We start from the raw sequence: 17,120 nt of genomic DNA, 5'->3' as shown, positions 1-17,120 counted from the left end.
CAACCCAGTACGAGGCGTCCCGGTGAACGGACGACCCGGCGGAGCGCGTCCCGGCCAGCGGGGTCCGCGGCGACCAGGAAGCGCCCGAATCGACTTCGGGTGAAGGATTTCGCCCGCTGACCGGGAAGCGCCTCCCGGTGCGCTGCGGGTGCGGTAAACCATTGATTAGCCCATCACAGGAGTTAGGAAAACGACCATGACCCAGCGGGTTATCGACAGACTCGGTGACATCGCCGACCAGCTTCGCGAACAAGCCTGGGAGGCAGAGAAGTTGGGCCAGCTGCCCGACGAGACCGTGAAGCTGATGAAGGCGGCCGGCAACATCAAGCTGCTGCAGCCCAAGGAATATGACGGCCTGGAGGTGCACCCGCGCGAGTTCGCCGAGACCGTGATGGCGACGGCCGCGCTGGACCCGGCCGCCGGCTGGATCAACGGTGTCGTCGGTGTGCACCCGTACCAACTCGCTTATGCCGACCCGAAGGTCGCCGCCGAGATCTGGGGATCGGACACCGACACCTGGGTCGCCTCGCCGTACGCGCCGCAGGGCGTGGCCCGGCCCGTCGATGGTGGCTACATCTTCAACGGCCGCTGGCAGTTCAGCTCGGGCACCGACCACTGTGAGTGGATCTTCCTGGGCGCCATGCTGGGTGACGCCGAGGGCAAGCCCGTCATGCCGCCGCAGATGCTGCACATGATCCTGCCCCGCAGCGACTACGAGATCGTCCAGGACTCCTGGAACGTGGTGGGCCTACGCGGCACCGGCTCCAAGGACGTCATCGTCAAGGACGCCTTCGTACCCACCTACCGCACCATGGACGCCACCAAGGTGATGGACGGCCGGGCGCAGATCGAGGCCGGCATGACCTCGCCGCTGTACCTGATGCCGTGGTCGACCATGTTCCCGCTGGGCATCTCGTCGGCCGTCATCGGCATCGCCGAAGGCGCCCTGGCCGCCGCGCTCGACTACCAGCGCGAGCGCGTGAACTCCAGTGGCGTGGCCATCAAGGACGACCCGTACGTCATGTACGCCATCGGTGAGGCCGCCGCCGACATCAACGCCGCCCGCCAGGAGCTGCTGGCCAACGTCGACCGGATCTACGACATGGTCGCCGCCGGCAAGGAGGTGTCCTTCGAGGACCGCGCCGCCGGCCGGCGCACCCAGATCCGGTCGGTGTGGCGCGCGGTGTCCGCGGTCGACGAGATCTTCGCCCGCTGCGGCGGCAACGCGACCCGCATGGACAAGCCGCTGCAGCGCTACTGGCGTGACGCACACGTCGGCCAGGCCCACGCCATCCACGTCCCCGGCACCACCTACCACGCGTCGGCACTCAGCAGCCTGGGCGTGGATCCGCAGGGCCCGCTGCGAGGCATGATCTGACGTGAGTGACCTGAAGAGCCTGGGCTATGTGAAGGTCCAGACCGCCGACATCGAGCGCTGGCGCCAATTCGCCTTCGACGTACTGGGTTTCGCGAAGGGCAGCGGCCCTGATCCCGACGCGCTTTACCTGCGGATGGACGAGCGCACCGCGCGCATCATCGTGGTGCCGGGCGATGCCGACCGCATCGTCACCGTGGGCTGGGAGGTTCGCGACGGCGCCGCTCTGCGCCGGGTGCAGGCCACCCTCGACGGCGCCGGTGTGCCGTGGAAGCAGCTGTCGCTGGACGAGGCCGACGCCCGTCGCGTCGACGAGGTCATCGCCTTCGTCGACCCGGCCGGCAACGATGTCGAGGTATTCCACGGCGCGGTGCTGGACCACAGCCCCGTCGTCACGCCGTTCGGCGCCCGCTTCGTCACCGAGGGTCTGGGCCTCGGCCACGTGGTGCTGCCGGCGCAGGACGCCAAGGGCCTGTTCACGTTCTACACCGAGGTGCTGGGCTTCCTGCCCCGCGGCGCCTTCCGGGTGCCTGCTCCCCCGGAGTTCGGCCCCCTGCGCGTGCAGTTCCTGGGCATCAACGAGCGGCACCACAGCCTCGCGATCTGCCCGGCCGCGACGCTGCGTGACCCGAAGCTCATCCACCTCATGGTCGAGGTCGACACGCTCGACGCCGTCGGGCAGGCGCTCGACCGCGTGAACCGCGACGGCTTCCAGCTGTCCTCCACGCTGGGCCGGCACACCAACGACAAGATGGTGTCGTTCTACGTGCGTTCACCCGGCGACTGGGACATCGAATTCGGCACCGAGGGCATGAAGGTCGACGAACGGTATTACACCGCAGAGGAAATCACCGCCGACAGCTACTGGGGCCATGAGTGGATGGGCGTGCCGCCTCGGGCGATGCTGCCATGAGCGCCGATCTCAAACCGGTCCCGGCATCGTCCATCACCGCGTGGGATGACGAGGCCGACGTCGTGGTCGTCGGCTACGGCATCGCCGGCGCGGCCGCGGCCGTGGCGGCCTCGGCGGCGGGCGCCGACGTCCTGGTCGTCGAACGCACCGGCGGCTGGGGCGGCGCCGCCGCCATGGCCGGTGGATTCGTCTACCTCGGCGGTGGCACCGCTCTCCAAAAGGCCTGCGGTTTCGACGATTCCGCGGAGAACATGGCCGCCTTCCTGAAGGTGGCCATGGGTCCCGGCGCGGACACCGAACGGATCGACGACTACTGCGCGGGCAGTGTCGCCCACTACGACTGGCTCGTGAGCTGCGGCGTGCCGTTCAAGCCGGTGTTCTGGGGTGAACCGGGCTGGGAGCCACCGAGCGACGAGGGCCTGATGTTCACGGGCGGCGAAAACGCCTTCCCGTACAACACCATTGCCTCCCCGGCGCCGCGCGGTCACGTGCCGCAGATGACCGACAAGGTCGCCGGTGAGCGCAGTGGCGGCTACATGTTGATGAAGCCGCTCGTGGAAACGGCCACCGCGCAGGGCGTCCGGTCGGTGTACGACACCGAGGTGCAGTCATTGATCACCGAGGCCGACGGCCGGGTGGTCGGCATCGTCGCGCGCCGGTACAGCGACACCGTGGCGATCAAGGCGCGCCGCGGCGTGGTGCTGGCCTCGGGCAGCTTCGCCTACAGCGACGCGATGGTCGCCCAGTACGCACCCCGCATCGCGGGCCGTCCGGCGGCGAGCATCGAGCAGCACGACGGCCGGGCGATCCGGATGGCACAGGCGCTCGGCGCCGACCTCGCGCACATGGATGCCACCGAGGTGGCGTTCTTCTGCGACCCGCAGCAGTTGGTCCGCGGCATCCTGGTCAACGGCCTGGGCCAGCGCTACATCGCCGAGGACACCTACGCGGGACGCATCGGCCAGCAGACGCTGTACTACCAGGACAACACGGCCTACCTGATCATCGACGGTGACGCCATGGAAGAGGCCATGGCCGCCACCTCGGCGACACCGTTCCTGCGCCGCCCAGCAACGTGGGTGTGCGAGACGGTCGCCGAGCTCGAAGCCGAGATCGGCCTGCCCGCCGGCGTCCTGCAGCACACCGTGGCCTATTACAACGAGCACGCCGCGAACGGCGCGGACCCGCTGCTGCACAAGAAGCCGCAGTGGCTGCGCCCGATCGGGTCCCCGGTCGGTGCGATCGACCTGCGTAACAGCACCGGCGGGTTCACCCTCGGCGGCCTGCTGACCACGTTGGACGGCCGCGTATTGCACGTCAGCGGCGAACCGATTCCGGGGCTGTTCGCGGCCGGCCGGTGCTCAGCGGGCCTGTCTGCCTGGGGTTATGCCAGCGGGGTGTCGCTGGGCGACGGCAGCTTCTACGGGCGCCGCGCCGGGAGGTCCGCGGCGCAAAACTGAGCCCGCCCGGCGTGTCGCCACCCCGCGTGTCGCCGCTGGAACGACTGTGAGCTCGTGTCCCAAATGTGGGCCATGAGCTGCAAAATTGATACACGAGGCGCCCCTTGCCAACCCGGCTCGGGGCGCCTCGTCGTGCATATATTCTGCCGCGCTCCGACGAAATGTGTGACAAGCCCCACCGCCGTGTGATACAAACAGGCATATTCCTAATAGGAATATCGACACGGAGCAACGGAGCTTGGAGGCCGACATGACAGCAACAGTCGAATCCACCACCCCCAGCGCGGTCATCGACCGGGTATCGCTGGTCCTCGACGCGTTCGACGGCCCCGGCCGCCTGACCCTGGCGCAGATCGTGCGCCGCACGGGCCTGCCCCGTTCCTCCGCGCACCGGATGCTGGAGCGTCTGGTGCAGCTGCGCTGGCTGCGCCGCAACGGCCGGGACTACGAACTCGGGATGCGTCTGGTCGAGCTCGGCTCGCTGGCCGTGCATCAGGACCGCATGCACCGCGCCGCCGGCCCGCTGTTGCACGAGCTGCACCGCGCCACCGGCCTCGTCGTGCACCTCGCCGTGCTCGACGGCGGTGACGTCGTCTACCTGGAGAAGGTCGGCAACGGCATGATGACGGTGCTGCCGTCGCGGGTGGGCGGCCGCCAGCCGGCGCACTGTACCGCCGTCGGCAAGGCGATCCTGGCCTACAACCAGGACGCCGAGGTCGACCTCATGAGCCGCAAGACCAAGTACTCGATCGCCAACCGTGCCCAGCTCGCCACCGAACTGGCCAAGGTCCGCGCCCACGGCGTCGCCTTCGAGCGCGAGGAGTCGGTGCCCGGATTCGGTTGTGTCGCAGCGCCGATCGGCCGCCAGGGTGAGGCCGTCGCCGCCGTCTCGGTGTGTGGTCCAATGAACCGCATGGCCTTCGAACAGCTGACCGCGCCGGTGCGCATGACCGCCATGGGCATCTGGCGCAACGCCGAGGATTCCCGGGTCGCGCCGACGCTGCAGCCGATGCGGCCGCTGCGCATGGGCCCGGCGTTGCAGTACGCATGAGCCGCCAGCGAGTAGCGCTAGCGGATCACGCATGAGCCTGGACCCCCAGATCGCCGGCCTCCTCGAGGCACTCAACAGCGGCTTCCCCGACCTGCCGAACATGACCGGGGCGCAGGCGCGCGCCGCCATTCGTGCGCGATTCGTCGCACCTGCCGAACCCGAAGCGGTCGCCTCCGTCACCGACACGGAGGTCGACGGCATCGGGGTCCGGGTCTACCGCCCCGCGGCCGACGGCCCGCTTCCGATCTTCGTCTTCGCACACGGCGGCGGCTTCGTCTTCTGCGATCTGGATTCGCACGACGGCCTCTGCCGCAGCTTCGCGAATTCGATTCCCGCCGTGGTCGTTTCGGTCGACTACCGGCTGGCACCCGAACATCGGTGGCCGGCCGCCGCCGAAGACGTCTACACCGTGACCCAGTGGGCCGCCGCCCATGCCGCCGAACTCGGCGGCGACCCGGCGAAGCTCGTCGTCGGCGGCGACAGCGCCGGCGGCAACCTCGCCGCCGTCACCGCGCTCATGACCCGCGACCGCGGCGGTGCGCCGCTGGCCGCGCAGGTACTGCTGTACCCGGTGCTGACCGCCGATTTCACCTACGGCTCGTACCACGAGTTCCGCACCGGCTACTACAACACCACGGCCGCCATGCAGTGGTACTGGGACCAGTACGTGCCCAACACCACCGACCGCGAAAACCCTTATGCGGCACCGTTGTCCGCATCCGTCGAGGATGTCGCCCCGGCCGTGCTCGTCGTCACGGGCTACGACCCGATGCGGGATGAGGCCCTCGCCTACGCCGAAGCGCTGCGCGAGGCCGAGGTACCGGTGACCGAGCTGTACTACGGCGCCATCCACGGTTTCCTGACCATGCCGGTGCTCGACATCGCGCACCGGGCCCGTCGTGACGTGGCCGACGCAGTGACCAAGTTGCTCGCCGATTAGACGGCGCTTCCCCAACCAATCGAGGAGTTCATCATCGGCACCTACGCTGTGACCGGTTCGGCATCCGGCATGGGATACCAGGCGGCGAAGCAGTTGCGCGATCAGGGCCATACGGTGATCGGCGTCGACCTCAAGGACGCCGATGTCATCGCGGACCTGTCGACCGCCGACGGCCGGCGTACCGCCGCCACGCGGGTGCTCGAGCTGTCCGAAGGCACGCTCGACGGTGCCGTGCTGGCCGCCGGGATCGGGCCCGGTGCCGGCGCCGACCGCGCGCGCCTGATCGCCCAGATCAACTACCTCGGCACCGTCGACCTGCTGACGGCGTGGCAGCCCGCACTGTCGGCCGCCGGTAACGCGAAAGTCGTTGCGCTGGGTAGCAACTCCAGCACGACGGTGCCAGCGGTCCCCCGCCGCGCCATCCGCGCACTGCTGGCCGGCGACGCCGACCGGGCAGCCCGCGCCGTGCGGTTCTTCGGCGGCGGCGCCTCCGCGCTCATGTACGCCGCGTCCAAGATCGCCGTGGCCCGCTGGGTCCGGCAGACCGCGGTGACGGCCGACTGGGCCGGCCGCGGCATCCGGCTGAATGTACTGGCGCCCGGGGCCATCATGACGCCGCTGTTGCAGGCGCAGCTCGATTCGCCGCGCGAGGGCAAGGCCGTCCGCGCCTTCCCGATCCCGACCGGCAACTTCGGCGATCCCGTGCACCTCGCCAACTGGATCGTCTTCATGCTGTCGGACTCCGCCGACTTCCTCTGCGGCAGTGTCATTTTCGTCGACGGCGGCACCGATGCCTACTTCCGGCCCGACGGCTGGCCCAAAGGTGTCCCCCTGCGCGGCATTCCGCGGTATGTGTGGCGGCACCGCCGCTTCGCCAAGACCCGCTGACCGCCCACCGGCCTACCCCTGGGCGCGGATTGCCTTGGGGCTCATGCCGTAACGGCGCTTGACCGCCGTACTCAGCGCGAAGGCGGTGCCCTAGCCCACGCGGCCGGCAACGGCTTCGATGGTGGCATCGGAACCGCGCAGCAGGTCGACGGCCAGCGCCAGGCGAATCTCGGTGAGGAGCGCCATCGGCGGCTCGCCGACGAGTTGGGTGAACCGCCGCGCCAGGGCCGCCCGGGACAGCCCGACCTCGGCGGCCAGCGACCCCACGGTCCAGGGATGTGCCGGATTGTTCTCGATGAGCCGAAGTGCCGTGCCCACCTGAGGATCTCGATACGCGCGATACCAGGTCGGTGCCTCGGCACGGGAGAACCAGCTGCGCAGAGCGGCGATGGTGAGCAGATCGAGCATCCGGTCGAGCACCGCGCCCTGGGCCGGCTCATCGCGCGCCATCTCGTCGAGCAGCAGATCGACCAGCATGGTGTTGACCTCGCCCCGCCGGATCACCACCAGCGGCGGCAGCGCGGTCAGCAGCCTCCGGCAGACCGCACCCACTTCTTCGTAGGCGCCGGTGATCAACAGGGTCTGCGCGTCAGGTCGGGTACCCCAGCTCCGGATCCCCAGACTCAATGCCTCACACAGTGGTTCACCATCGATGGTCGTGGTGACCTGCCCCGGGTGCACGACGACTCCGGGCGCGGTCGCCGCGTCGTCGGCGACGGTGTAGCAGTCCGGCCCGCGGCAGATCGCGATGTCGCCCGCCTCGAGTCGCCGGCCGGCGGCACCATCCGGGATGACGGTCGCCGACCCGCGGGCGACCACCACGATGGTGAGCGGCGCGCGGTCCTGCACGCGCAGCGACCACGGCGGGTCGAGCAATGACCGCATCAGAAATGCGCCACGCGCACGTGGCCCGTCCAGCAACCCGGCCAGGGCATCCACGTGGAAAGCGTAGACGCTCACGTATGAAAGTGAGCCTTTTGCGGATGGAGCGTCCAGCCGTCGGTCAATACCGTCAGCTCATGACATTCACCAAGCTCCCCCAGCCCCTCGGCACGACGGCGCTCATCGTCGCGCTGTTGTCCTCCGGGCTGCTCGCGGGCCTCTACTACGCATACGCGGTGTCGGTGCTGCCCGCACTCGGCGCGTTCGACGACCGGACCTTCATCGACGTCATGAACAAGATCAACGTCGTCATCGTCAATCCGCCGTTCCTGCTGACCTTCCTCGGGTCGGTCGGCTTCACCGCGCTGGCCGGGGCGTTCTTCGTCAAGCCCGGCGCCCGCCCGGTGCTGATCTGGATCGGTATCGGCCTGGCCCTCAACCTCGCCAGTCTCGCCGTCACATCGGTGGTCAACGTGCCGCTCAACGACAAGCTCGCCACCGCGGCGGGCTCGAGCAGTGCCGCCGATCTCGCGTCACTTCGCCAGCAGTTCGAGTCGTCGTGGGTGCGCTGGAACATTATCCGCGCAGTGGCCAACACCGCGGCCACCGCCGTCCTGGGTTGGGCGCTCGCCGTGCCGGTCCGCGGTTGACGCGGGATTAACGCACGGTGACCACAACCATGGGCCGGCGCGCCGAACTGCGGCATCGTCGCGTCAGTGGTGAGTTCAGAGATCAAGGCCAGTGATGCGCAGCTGGCGAAAGGCCTGCGGCGCAGGCATTTGAACCTGATCGCCCTCGGCGGAGTGATCGGCGCCGGGCTCTTCGTCGGCAGCGGCGTCGTGATCGGCAGCGCCGGGCCCGCGGCCATCGTGTCGTTCCTGATCGCCGGCATCATCACCCTGCTGATCATGCGGATGCTCGCCGAGATGGCGGTGGCGCAACCGGTGGTCGGCTCGTTCTACGTCTACGCCCGGCAGGCGCTCGGGCGCCGTGGCGGTTTCGTCACCGGCTGGATGTACTGGTACTTCTTCGTCATCGTGGTCGCGGTCGAAGCCGTTGCGGGCGGCCGCATCCTGCATCTCTGGCTGCCCGCGGTGCCGCTGTGGGTGCTCAGCCTCGGTCTGATGCTGGCCCTCACCGCAAGCAACCTGGTCTCGGCGCGCTCGTTCGGCGAGTTCGAATACTGGTTCTCGTCGGTGAAAGTCATTGCCATCGTGGTGTTCCTGGGCATGGGCGCGCTGTGGATCACCGGACTGTGGCCGCACTCGACACCCGGCCTGGCCAACCTGATCGACCACGGCGGCTTCGCGCCGCTGGGCTGGGGCGCGGTCCTGGCGGCCGTCGTACCGTGCGTCGCGTTCTACACGGGCGCCGAGATCGTCACCATCGCCGCCGCCGAATCCGACGAACCCGAGCGGGCGGTGACCCGGGCGATGAAGTCGATCGTCTTCCGCATCATCGGGTTCTACGTCGGCTCGATCCTCGTGGTGGTGGCCATCCAGCCCTGGAACACCAAGAGCGTCAGCATCAGCCCCTACGCCTCGGTGCTCACCGTTCTGGGCATCCCGGGCGTCGCGACGATCATGAACTTCATCGTGCTCACGGCGGTGTTGTCCTGCCTCAACTCCGCGCTGTACACGACGTCGCGAATGCTGTTCGCGCTCACCACCTCTGGTGACGCGCCCCGGTTCTTCACCAAGCTGTCCCCGAGCGGCGTCCCGCGCCGTGCGATCCTGCTGGGCACCGCCGTCGGCTACGCATCGGTCGCCGCGACCTACGTGTGGGGCGACGTGGTGTTCAACTTCCTGATCAACTCCTACGGCGCCGTCGCCCTGTTCGTCTACCTGATCATCGCGATATCGCAGGTCGTCCTGCGCCGCCGCATCGAACGGACGCGGCCCGGCACGTTGAAGCTGACGATGTGGCTGTTCCCGTGGCTGAGCTACGCCACCATCGCGCTCATGGCGACCGTCATCCTGGCGATGGCGTTCCTCCCCGACACCCGCTCGCAGTTCCTGATGAGCGGTGTCACCCTGGCCGTCATCCTCGTTTCGTTCGAGGTGGTCCGACGACGCAACACCCCTGACGCCGAACCCGGCACCCCGGCGCCGACGAGCGTCGACAGTCGTGTTCCCGCCGACGCGGTCGAGAACTGACCCGAATCACTGCCCTGCCGACAGGATGCTGATCGCGATGTCGGTGGCCGGGCCGATGACGGTCTCGATGTCCAGGTCGTCTTCGGCGGTCTGCGCGGCGAGCTCGCGCACGCCGGCCAGCAGCATCACGGCCTTGGGCCTGGTGATGGGCGGCAGCGCGGCCCGCTGAAATCCCGGGTTGGCGGCGAGTTCGCCGAGCAGCGCGGCGAGTTCGGCGAAGTTTCGCCGCTGAATCGGACGGGCGGCCGCGCCCAACGCGGGCAGGTCGCGTATCCAGCTCAGCGAAATCGCCGGGCGCGCCGTGAGATGCGCGATGTAGGCCGTGAACATCTGCCGAATCTGATTGTGCCAGTGCGCATCTGAATCGACGGCCGCCCGGATGTCGGCGACCAGATCGTCGGTCACCGAGGCCAGCAGGGCCAGGTAGCACTCCTGCTTGTTCGCGAAGTGCAGGTAGAAGGTGGTCTTGGAGGCCTGCGCCTTGCGCACGATGTCGACGACGGACGTCGCGGCGTAGCCGCGTTCGCCGATCAATGCCGCGAGCGCGTCGACAAATCGCTGACGGGCGTCGTCGTCCTCCGTGTTGCGCATCCCAGTACGTTATCGTACTGTGCCCTGACGTGCGAGTACGACCTCGTACTCACAGATGGGGAAACCATGATTCGTGCGATCCGAAGCCGCAGACGCGGCACCGCTGCCCGGTTGGCATCGGCCGCGGCGCTGGCGCTGCTGGCCGTCGTCGGCGCACCGCCGGCACCGGCGTCCGCCGTGGCCATCACCCGGTGCCCGTGGCGCGCCACCACCGTCGCAAGTGGGTTGGGCTCCCTGGAAAACCTCGCGTTCGACGGTGTGGGCACCATGCTCGTCTCACGCACCGTCGGCAGTTCGGGGCAGCTGTACCGCCTCACCCCCGACGGCAAGGGCAGCACCTTCGTACCGAATGTTGCTGCGCCGGGGAGCATCACCGTCGCCGACGGGGCGGCGTACTTCACCACCGGCAACAGCTTTCTCTCCGGAGTCTTCGGCGCGAAGGACGGCGGCATCGCCCGCGTGGATCTCGGCAGCGGCGTGCTGACGACGGTCGCGACCAAGCTCACCATGCCCAACGGCATGGTCCGGTTGCCCGACGGTTCGTTCGTCGTCTCCCGCAACATCGGCTGGACCACCGGGCTGACCAGGATCAGCGCCGACGGCACCCGCGAAAGCCGCCTCGCACCCTCTGTGACCATGGCCAATGGCCTGACATACGACACCGCGCACCACACCGTCATCGCCTCGATGGACCTGCAACCCGTCAGCACCCTGGCCATCGTGGACGTCACCGACCCCAGCCACATCCGAACCGTCAACCTGGGCCTGTTCGGGCTGTTCGGATTCCCCGATGACCTCACGGTCGGTCCGGACGGCCTCATCTACCTGGCGATGGACGGCGGCGACATCGTGCGCATCGATCCCGAACGCCACGCCGCGTGCATCCTGGCCTCTGGCATGTTCGGCAGTACCTCGGTGCGCTTCGGCGCGGGGCCGGGCTGGGACCCGCAGGCGCTGTACAGCACCGACCTCTTCGGCACCGTCCGCAAGCTGACGCCGACCGCGGGCTGAGAAGACATCCCGGTGACCGGACCACAGCCGTCCAGCCGGACACCGGTGCCGCAAGAATCCTTCGGCAACGAAAGGACTTGCAGCATGGATAGATTCAGCGACCGCCGGGTCATCGTGACCGGCGCCGGGTCGGGCATCGGACAGGCCACCGTGGCCCGCCTGCTCGACGAGGGCGGCACCATCGTCGCGTGCGACATCTCCGCCGAAGGCCTGGCCCGTACCAAGGAAGCCGCCGAAAAGGCCGGCACCGCAGCGCGTCTCACCACCACGGTGCTCGACATCTCGTCGGAAGCGGACGTCATCAAGGGCGTCGACGCCGCCATCGCCGACATGGGCGGCCTGGACGTGCTGGTCAACGTCGCCGCGATCGAGACGTGCTCACACACCCACGAGATCACGCTGGCCGACTGGAACCGCATCATCGCGGTCAACCTCACCGGCACCTTCCTCATGACCCGCCAGGCGCTGCCGGCGCTGCTGGCATCGGGCCGCGGGGTGGTCATCAACTTCACCTCGACCTCGGCGAGCTATGCCCACCCCTATATGGCGGCCTACTCCGCCAGCAAGGGCGGCATCCTGAGCTTCACCCACTCACTGGCGCTCGAATACGCCAAGCAGGGACTGCGCGCGGTGAACATCCAGCCCGGCGGTGTCTCCACCCCGCTGGCCAACGGCACGTTCGCCAAGATGCCGGAAGGCACCGACTACGGGCTGTGGACCAAGCAGGTCCCGATGCTCAACACCGGCAACGACGCGAACCTGGGTGATCCCAGCGCGGTCGCCGCGGTGGTCGCCATGGCGGCTTCCGATGACGGCGCGTTCCTCACCGGCACCGAGATCCGGATCGACGGCGGCGCGCACTGCTGACGCGCCACGAACTTCCGCGGGTGCTCAGCGGACGACCACGTCGCTGGGCACCCGCGGATCACCAAGCATCGCCCGGTGCGACGGCGGCGTGCGCCCGTCGACGTCGGTGATGCCGTAGCGCTGGGCTTCTTCCGCGGCGATCACGGTCTGCCCGCTGATGCCGTCCAGGTCCGGGTCCTGATACAGCGCGTTGATCACATGCCCGATGAACTCCGGCGTCTCGAAATTACCGGCGGCCTTGGCCAGCGTCTCGGCGTCGAACGCCTGCTTGAACTTGTCGGTGAGCAGGATGCCCATCCAGATCGACAACGTCGACACCCCCGTGCCGTGGAAGTCGACGGCCATGTCGGCGGCCATCTTGTCCACGCCGGCCTTCTGCGCGCCGTAGGCCGGGCCGTGCATGTAACACACCCCGCCCGGCGACGACGTGAACGCGATCAGGCCACGGCCCCGTGCCACCAGCAGCGGGGCGGCGTGCCACGACGCCACATACGCCGACCGCAGACCGACGTCGAGCACGTCACCGAGGCCGATCGGCTTCTCCCAGAACGGCTTCGGGTCGACGAGGTTGTCGTGCACCACGGCGGCGTTGTTGACCAGCAGATCGAGCTGTCCGGCCTCGTCGGCCACCCGCGCGAACAACGCGGCCACGGCGTCGTCGTCGCGGTGATCCACCGGCACGGCGATACCGCCGTCGCCGGGATCGGTGACGGTACGGCCCGTCAGGTACACCGTCCACCCGTCGGCCACCAACGCCGCGGCTATACCCTTGCCGGCGCCCCGGCTGGCACCGGTGACGACCGCGACCCGCTTGTCTGAGCTCATGCGGCTATGGTGCCACGCCCAGTTCGTCCTGAACGACGTGCACGACACCGGCCGCCACCGCATCCGCGATGGACTCCTTCAGCTGGCCGCACGCCAGGAAGATCCGGCCCGGCAGACACTCGGCCCGCCGGCGCTCCTCGCACCGCGCAGCCGACTCGCGCGTCCACTGCACGCTGGTCTGCTGCCAGCTGCCCTTGCGCGCCAACACCTCTGCGCCACAGGCACGGCAGGCCACGGGCACCATCGGCATGTCGGCCAGCCGGATGTCGGGCCGCGCGGTCATCAGACCGACTCCGCGGCCCGTGCTGCGATGTTGGCTTCCATCTCCTTGGTCCACGCCTCACGCGGGACGGTGGTGTCCAATTCGTATTCGAAACGGTCGGTCATCTCCGGCACCACATCCGCGACGTCGACGTAGAACTGCTCGTACCACCGGCGCAGCTGGTAGACCGGGCCGTCTTCCTCGACCAGGAGCGGATTGTCGATGCGCGCCTTGTTCTTCCAGATCTGCACGTCCTGCTCGAAGCCCTGCTTCACCCAGTCACCGAGCGCGTGCGCCGTCGCCACAGCCGCCTCCTCGGGCAGGCCCGCCATCTTCTTCACGATGATTCCGTACTGCAGCACAAAGGAATTCGAGTCGATCGGGTAATGGCAGTTGATCAGGATGGTCTTGTGGTCGGCGTCCGGGTAGTGGTACGTCAGGTCATCGATCATGAAGGACGGTCCGTAGTACGACGCCACCGACGTCGAGCCGAGCATCTTCGCACCCTCGGTGCCCTGCATGTCCTCGCGACCACCGCCGTTCATGTACTGCGTCGCGACCTGGCCCTCGAAGATGTTCTTGAAGTGCGACGGCACCGCGCCGTGGATGTAGAAGAAGTGCGCCATGTCGACGACGTTGTCGATGATCTCGCGGCAGTTGACGTTGACAACCGTTGTGTACCAATGCCAATCGGTCCACTCATCGCTGCCCGCCTGCTCGATGCGCGGGATGTAGTTCTCCGCCGGCGGCGCGCTGCCCTCGGGGTCGTTCCAGATGAACAGCATCCCGTCCTGCTCGAGGGTCTCCCACTTCGCGGTACGTGCCAGCCGCGGGGTGCGCTTGGCGTACGGCACCAACTTGCATTTGCCGTCGCCACCCCAGCGCCAGTCGTGGAACGGGCAGGCGATCTCATTGCCCTTGACGGTGCCCTGGCTCAGGTCACCACCCATGTGGCGGCAGTAGCTGTCCAGCACGTTGAGCCGGCCGTCCGCGCCACGGAACACGACGAGTTTCTGCCCGAAGGCCTTGATCGAGTGCGGTTTGCCGTCACCGAGGTCCTTGGTCAGGCCAAGGCAGTGCCAGCCACGGGCGAACCGGGTCGGCGCTTCACCGGCTTCGATCTGGCGAACATCGACATCCTCCACCGACATCTGATGACCATCCTCACATTGAAAACTGGGCTGCAGTTTGATGTTTCAGGTCTAACAGCAACGGGGTGCGCAATGCACGTGTTCTCCCGCTGGCAGGGACGCGCGAGGCCGGAAATCGGTCTGTCGCAATACGCTTGGCGGCCGTGACGACATCTGCCGCGGCCACGATTCCGGCCGGCCTCGACATCACCGACACCACCGTCGATCTGCTGGTGATCGGTTCCGGTACCGGCCTGGCCGCCGCGCTGAGCGGTCATGAATCGGGGCTGAACGTCCTGGTTGCCGAGAAGGCCTCCGACATCGGCGGGTCCACCGCCCGCTCGGGTGGCGCCCTGTGGCTGCCGACGACTCCCCTGCTGACCGACAAGGGCACCGCCGACACCGCCGACCGCGCCGCGACGTACCTCGACGCCGTCGTCGACGGCACCGCACCGGCGGCCCGCTCGGCGGGCTTCCTGCAGCACGTCAACGCGACCGTCGACATGCTGGGCCGCACCACCCCGATGCGGCTGTTCTGGGCCCGCGAGTACTCCGATTACCACCCCGAGCGACCGGGCGGCCGCGCCACCGGGCGCACCTGCGAATGCCGCCCGCTCGACGCCGGCGTGCTGGGCGCCTACCGGGACCGGCTGCGCGGCGGTGTCATGGAGGTCAAGGTCCCGATGCCGACGACCGGCGCGGACTACAAATGGATGAACCTGATGGCGCGGGTGCCGCGAAAAGGCTTGCCGCTCATCGCCAAACGGCTCGCGCAGGGCGTCGGCGGCAAGCTGCTGGGACGCGAGTACATCGCCGGTGGTCAGGCGCTGGCGGCCGGGCTGTTCGCCGGTGTGCTGCGGGCCGGCATCCCCATCTGGACCGACACGTCGCTGGTCCGGCTGACCGGTGACGGTCAGCGCGTCACCGGCGCGGTGCTGTCGCACGGCGGCGGTGAGGTCACCGTCACCGCCACGCGCGGTGTGGTGCTGGCGGCCGGTGGCTTCGATCACGACATGGCGATGCGCCACAAGTACCAGTCCGATTCGCTCGGCGGCCACGAGAGCCTCGGCGCCGATTCCAACACCGGTGAGGCCATCCGCGCGGCCACCGACCTCGGTGCCGCCACGGCGTTGATGGACCAGGCCTGGTGGTTCCCGGCAGTCGCGTCCGCGAACGGCCGCCCGCCCGCCGTGCTGCTGGCCGAGCGCTCGCTGCCCGGCTCACTCATCGTCGATCAGGACGGCAAGCGCTTCGCCAACGAGTCGACCGACTACATGTCGTTCGGCCAGCGCGTGCTCGAACTCGAGCGGGCCGGCACGCCCGTCGAGTCGATGTGGATCGTGTTCGACCAGAAGTACCGCAACAGCTACGTCTTCGCCGCCGGCTCGTTCCCGCGGATGCCGCTGCCCAAGTCCTGGTACCGGGCCGGTATCGCCGCCAAGGCCACCAACTTCGCCGATCTGGCGGCCCAGATGGGAGTCCCGGCCGCCGATTTCGAGCGGACCATGGCGCGGTTCAACGAGAGCGCGGCCGCCGGCATCGATCCCGATTTCGACCGCGGTCTCAGTGCCTACGACCGCTACTACGGTGATCCGACGGTGACGCCCAACCCGAACCTGCGCCCGCTGGTCAAGGGCCCGTTCTACGCGGTGAAGATGACGCTGAGCGACCTCGGCACCTGCGGCGGCGTGGTGGCCGACGAGCGCGGCCGGGTCCGCAGGGAGGACGGCGGCGTCATCGAAGGCCTGTACGCGCTGGGGAACACCGCGGCCAACGCCTTCGGCGCCGTCTACCCGGGCGCGGGCGCGACCATCGCGCAGGGCCTGGTGTACGGCTACATCGCCGGACGGGATGCCGCCGGGAAGTTGTAAGAGCTCAGAGCCCGCCGAGGTCGTCGGGCACGTCGACGGCGTACGCCTGGAGCACCTCGAGCGGCACGACCTCGAGCGTCCGCTCGTGTGTGGAGGCGAGCACCACCGGTGCCGCGTATCCGTCGTTGTGCGCCCGCAGCCAGTTCACCGCGGTCACGCACCAGCGGTCGCCGGGCGACAGGCCCGGGAAGCGGTACTCCGGCATCGGCGTGGACAGGTCGTTGCCTATCGAACGCTGGTGCGCCAGGAACTCGCCGGTCACGACGGCGCAGATGGTGTGCCGGCCGGCGTCCTCGGGCCCGGTCGAGCAGCAGCCGTCACGGTAGAAGCCCGTCAGCGGTTCGGTGCCACACGGTTCCAGCGGAGCACCGAGCACATTGCGATCTGCCACCGGTCAATCCTTCCTTACCTTGCTCGCGGTGAAAAGGCTTGCCCCGCACTCGATGTCCGCACCGGAAGTGACCGCGGCCGACAAGGTCACGTTCTCCGGCACACGTTGGTCCATCACCACCACGGCGACAATGGGATTGAGCCCCCTGGCCTCGACCGCGGGCACGTCGTAGCCGATCACGACCTGCCCCGCGGTGACGTCGTCACCCTGACTGACATGAGCCGTGAAACCGTCACCGTCGAGCGTGACGGTGTCCAGGCCGAGGTGCACGAGAACGCCCACGTTGTCCGAGGTCAGGACGACGTAGGCGTGCGGCATGAGTTTCAGGAGTCTGCCGGTGACCGGGGCGACGGCCTCGATCACGCCGCGCGGCGGGTCGATCGCGGCGCCGTAGCCGACCATGCCCGCCGAGAACACGGGGTCCGGGACTTCCTCGAGCCGAACCGCGCGCCCCGCGACCGGGGCGAGAACTGACGTCTGACTCACTGGCGTATCTCCTCTGTTCGT

Annotated in this window: 17 protein-coding genes and 1 pseudogene; 11 read left to right on the top strand and 7 right to left on the bottom strand. The window is 68.5% G+C overall.

The window, feature by feature from the left end; all coding sequences use genetic code 11:
* Positions 1-196: 196 nt before the first annotated feature.
* The 6 genes from ACJH6I_RS18130 to ACJH6I_RS18105 all read left to right on the top strand — a co-directional run bounded on the left by ACJH6I_RS18130 (position 197) and on the right by ACJH6I_RS18105 (position 6,627).
* Positions 197-1,378, top strand: coding sequence for an acyl-CoA dehydrogenase family protein (locus ACJH6I_RS18130; protein WP_212811871.1), 1,182 nt, complete (start codon positions 197-199; stop codon positions 1,376-1,378).
* Position 1,379: 1 nt separating this feature from the next.
* On the top strand, positions 1,380-2,288 hold the full coding sequence (gene bphC, locus ACJH6I_RS18125) for a biphenyl-2,3-diol 1,2-dioxygenase (protein ID WP_318985996.1): 909 nt from the start codon (positions 1,380-1,382) through the stop codon (positions 2,286-2,288).
* Positions 2,285-3,748, top strand: coding sequence for an FAD-dependent oxidoreductase (locus ACJH6I_RS18120; protein WP_318985995.1), 1,464 nt, complete (start codon positions 2,285-2,287; stop codon positions 3,746-3,748). Before bphC ends, ACJH6I_RS18120 begins: the two co-directional genes overlap by 4 nt.
* 250 nt (positions 3,749-3,998) lie before the next feature.
* Positions 3,999-4,799: an IclR family transcriptional regulator gene (locus ACJH6I_RS18115; protein ID WP_212811874.1), complete on the top strand. Its 801-nt coding sequence runs from the start codon at positions 3,999-4,001 to the stop codon at positions 4,797-4,799.
* A gap of 31 nt (positions 4,800-4,830) precedes the next feature.
* On the top strand, positions 4,831-5,739 hold the full coding sequence (locus tag ACJH6I_RS18110; RefSeq protein WP_318985994.1) for an alpha/beta hydrolase: 909 nt from the start codon (positions 4,831-4,833) through the stop codon (positions 5,737-5,739).
* 33 nt (positions 5,740-5,772) lie between these two features.
* Positions 5,773-6,627: an SDR family oxidoreductase gene (locus ACJH6I_RS18105; protein ID WP_318986027.1), complete on the top strand. Its 855-nt coding sequence runs from the start codon at positions 5,773-5,775 to the stop codon at positions 6,625-6,627.
* Positions 6,628-6,639: 12 nt separating this feature from the next.
* On the opposite strand, the pseudogene ACJH6I_RS18100 reads toward ACJH6I_RS18105, so the two are convergent.
* A pseudogene (locus ACJH6I_RS18100) lies at positions 6,640-7,566 on the bottom strand (cupin domain-containing protein).
* An 80-nt stretch (positions 7,567-7,646) separates the two neighbouring features.
* Between ACJH6I_RS18100 and ACJH6I_RS18095 the strand changes: the two are divergent.
* The gene (locus ACJH6I_RS18095; RefSeq protein WP_318985993.1) at positions 7,647-8,159 is read left to right on the top strand and encodes an anthrone oxygenase family protein; all 513 of its coding nucleotides are present in this window, start codon (positions 7,647-7,649) and stop codon (positions 8,157-8,159) included.
* 69 nt (positions 8,160-8,228) lie between these two features.
* Positions 8,229-9,665 (top strand): amino acid permease, encoded by a 1,437-nt coding sequence (locus ACJH6I_RS18090; RefSeq protein WP_318985992.1) that lies wholly within the window; start codon positions 8,229-8,231, stop codon positions 9,663-9,665.
* 6 nt (positions 9,666-9,671) lie between these two features.
* Here ACJH6I_RS18090 and ACJH6I_RS18085 read toward each other — a convergent pair whose 3' ends face one another.
* Positions 9,672-10,256: a TetR/AcrR family transcriptional regulator gene (locus ACJH6I_RS18085; RefSeq protein WP_318985991.1), complete on the bottom strand. Its 585-nt coding sequence runs from the start codon at positions 10,254-10,256 to the stop codon at positions 9,672-9,674.
* Between the two features lie 66 nt (positions 10,257-10,322).
* Between ACJH6I_RS18085 and ACJH6I_RS18080 the strand changes: the two genes are divergently transcribed.
* Together ACJH6I_RS18080 and ACJH6I_RS18075 are read left to right on the top strand one after the other, a co-directional pair.
* The gene (locus tag ACJH6I_RS18080; protein ID WP_318985990.1) at positions 10,323-11,267 is read left to right on the top strand and encodes a hypothetical protein; all 945 of its coding nucleotides are present in this window, start codon (positions 10,323-10,325) and stop codon (positions 11,265-11,267) included.
* Between the two features lie 84 nt (positions 11,268-11,351).
* Positions 11,352-12,134 (top strand): SDR family NAD(P)-dependent oxidoreductase, encoded by a 783-nt coding sequence (locus tag ACJH6I_RS18075; RefSeq protein WP_212811879.1) that lies wholly within the window; start codon positions 11,352-11,354, stop codon positions 12,132-12,134.
* Positions 12,135-12,158: 24 nt separating this feature from the next.
* Here the strand turns inward: ACJH6I_RS18075 and ACJH6I_RS18070 are convergent, their stop codons facing one another.
* Genes ACJH6I_RS18070 through ACJH6I_RS18060 form a run of 3 tightly spaced genes read right to left on the bottom strand, consistent with a single transcriptional unit; the run spans position 12,159 to position 14,372 of the window.
* A complete protein-coding gene (locus ACJH6I_RS18070) occupies positions 12,159-12,959 on the bottom strand; it encodes an SDR family NAD(P)-dependent oxidoreductase (protein WP_318985989.1) in 801 nt (266 codons plus the stop codon).
* 4 nt (positions 12,960-12,963) lie between these two features.
* Positions 12,964-13,242: a ferredoxin gene (locus ACJH6I_RS18065; RefSeq protein ID WP_318985988.1), complete on the bottom strand. Its 279-nt coding sequence runs from the start codon at positions 13,240-13,242 to the stop codon at positions 12,964-12,966.
* The gene (locus tag ACJH6I_RS18060) at positions 13,242-14,372 is read right to left on the bottom strand and encodes a Rieske 2Fe-2S domain-containing protein (RefSeq protein WP_318985987.1); all 1,131 of its coding nucleotides are present in this window, start codon (positions 14,370-14,372) and stop codon (positions 13,242-13,244) included. Before ACJH6I_RS18060 ends, ACJH6I_RS18065 begins: the two co-directional genes overlap by 1 nt.
* Positions 14,373-14,515: 143 nt before the next feature.
* On the opposite strand from ACJH6I_RS18060, the gene ACJH6I_RS18055 reads away from it, so the two are divergent.
* Positions 14,516-16,222 carry a 3-ketosteroid-delta-1-dehydrogenase gene (locus ACJH6I_RS18055; protein ID WP_318985986.1) on the top strand — a complete coding sequence of 569 codons (1,707 nt, stop codon included), beginning with the start codon at positions 14,516-14,518 and terminating at the stop codon, positions 16,220-16,222.
* 4 nt (positions 16,223-16,226) lie between these two features.
* Here ACJH6I_RS18055 and ACJH6I_RS18050 read toward each other — a convergent pair whose 3' ends face one another.
* Entirely contained in the window at positions 16,227-16,613 is a 387-nt protein-coding gene (locus ACJH6I_RS18050) for a DUF2237 family protein (RefSeq protein WP_029118411.1), read from the bottom strand.
* Positions 16,614-16,616: 3 nt separating this feature from the next.
* A complete protein-coding gene (locus ACJH6I_RS18045) occupies positions 16,617-17,099 on the bottom strand; it encodes a glucose PTS transporter subunit IIA (RefSeq protein ID WP_318985985.1) in 483 nt (160 codons plus the stop codon).
* Positions 17,100-17,120 lie beyond the last annotated feature (21 nt).

Origin of the sequence: Mycobacterium sp. SMC-13, assembly GCF_045311035.1 — a bacterium.
Lineage (GTDB): Bacteria > Actinomycetota > Actinomycetes > Mycobacteriales > Mycobacteriaceae > Mycobacterium.
Note: the sequence above shows the minus strand (reverse complement) of the source record. Positions and strands in the feature narration are given on the sequence as shown.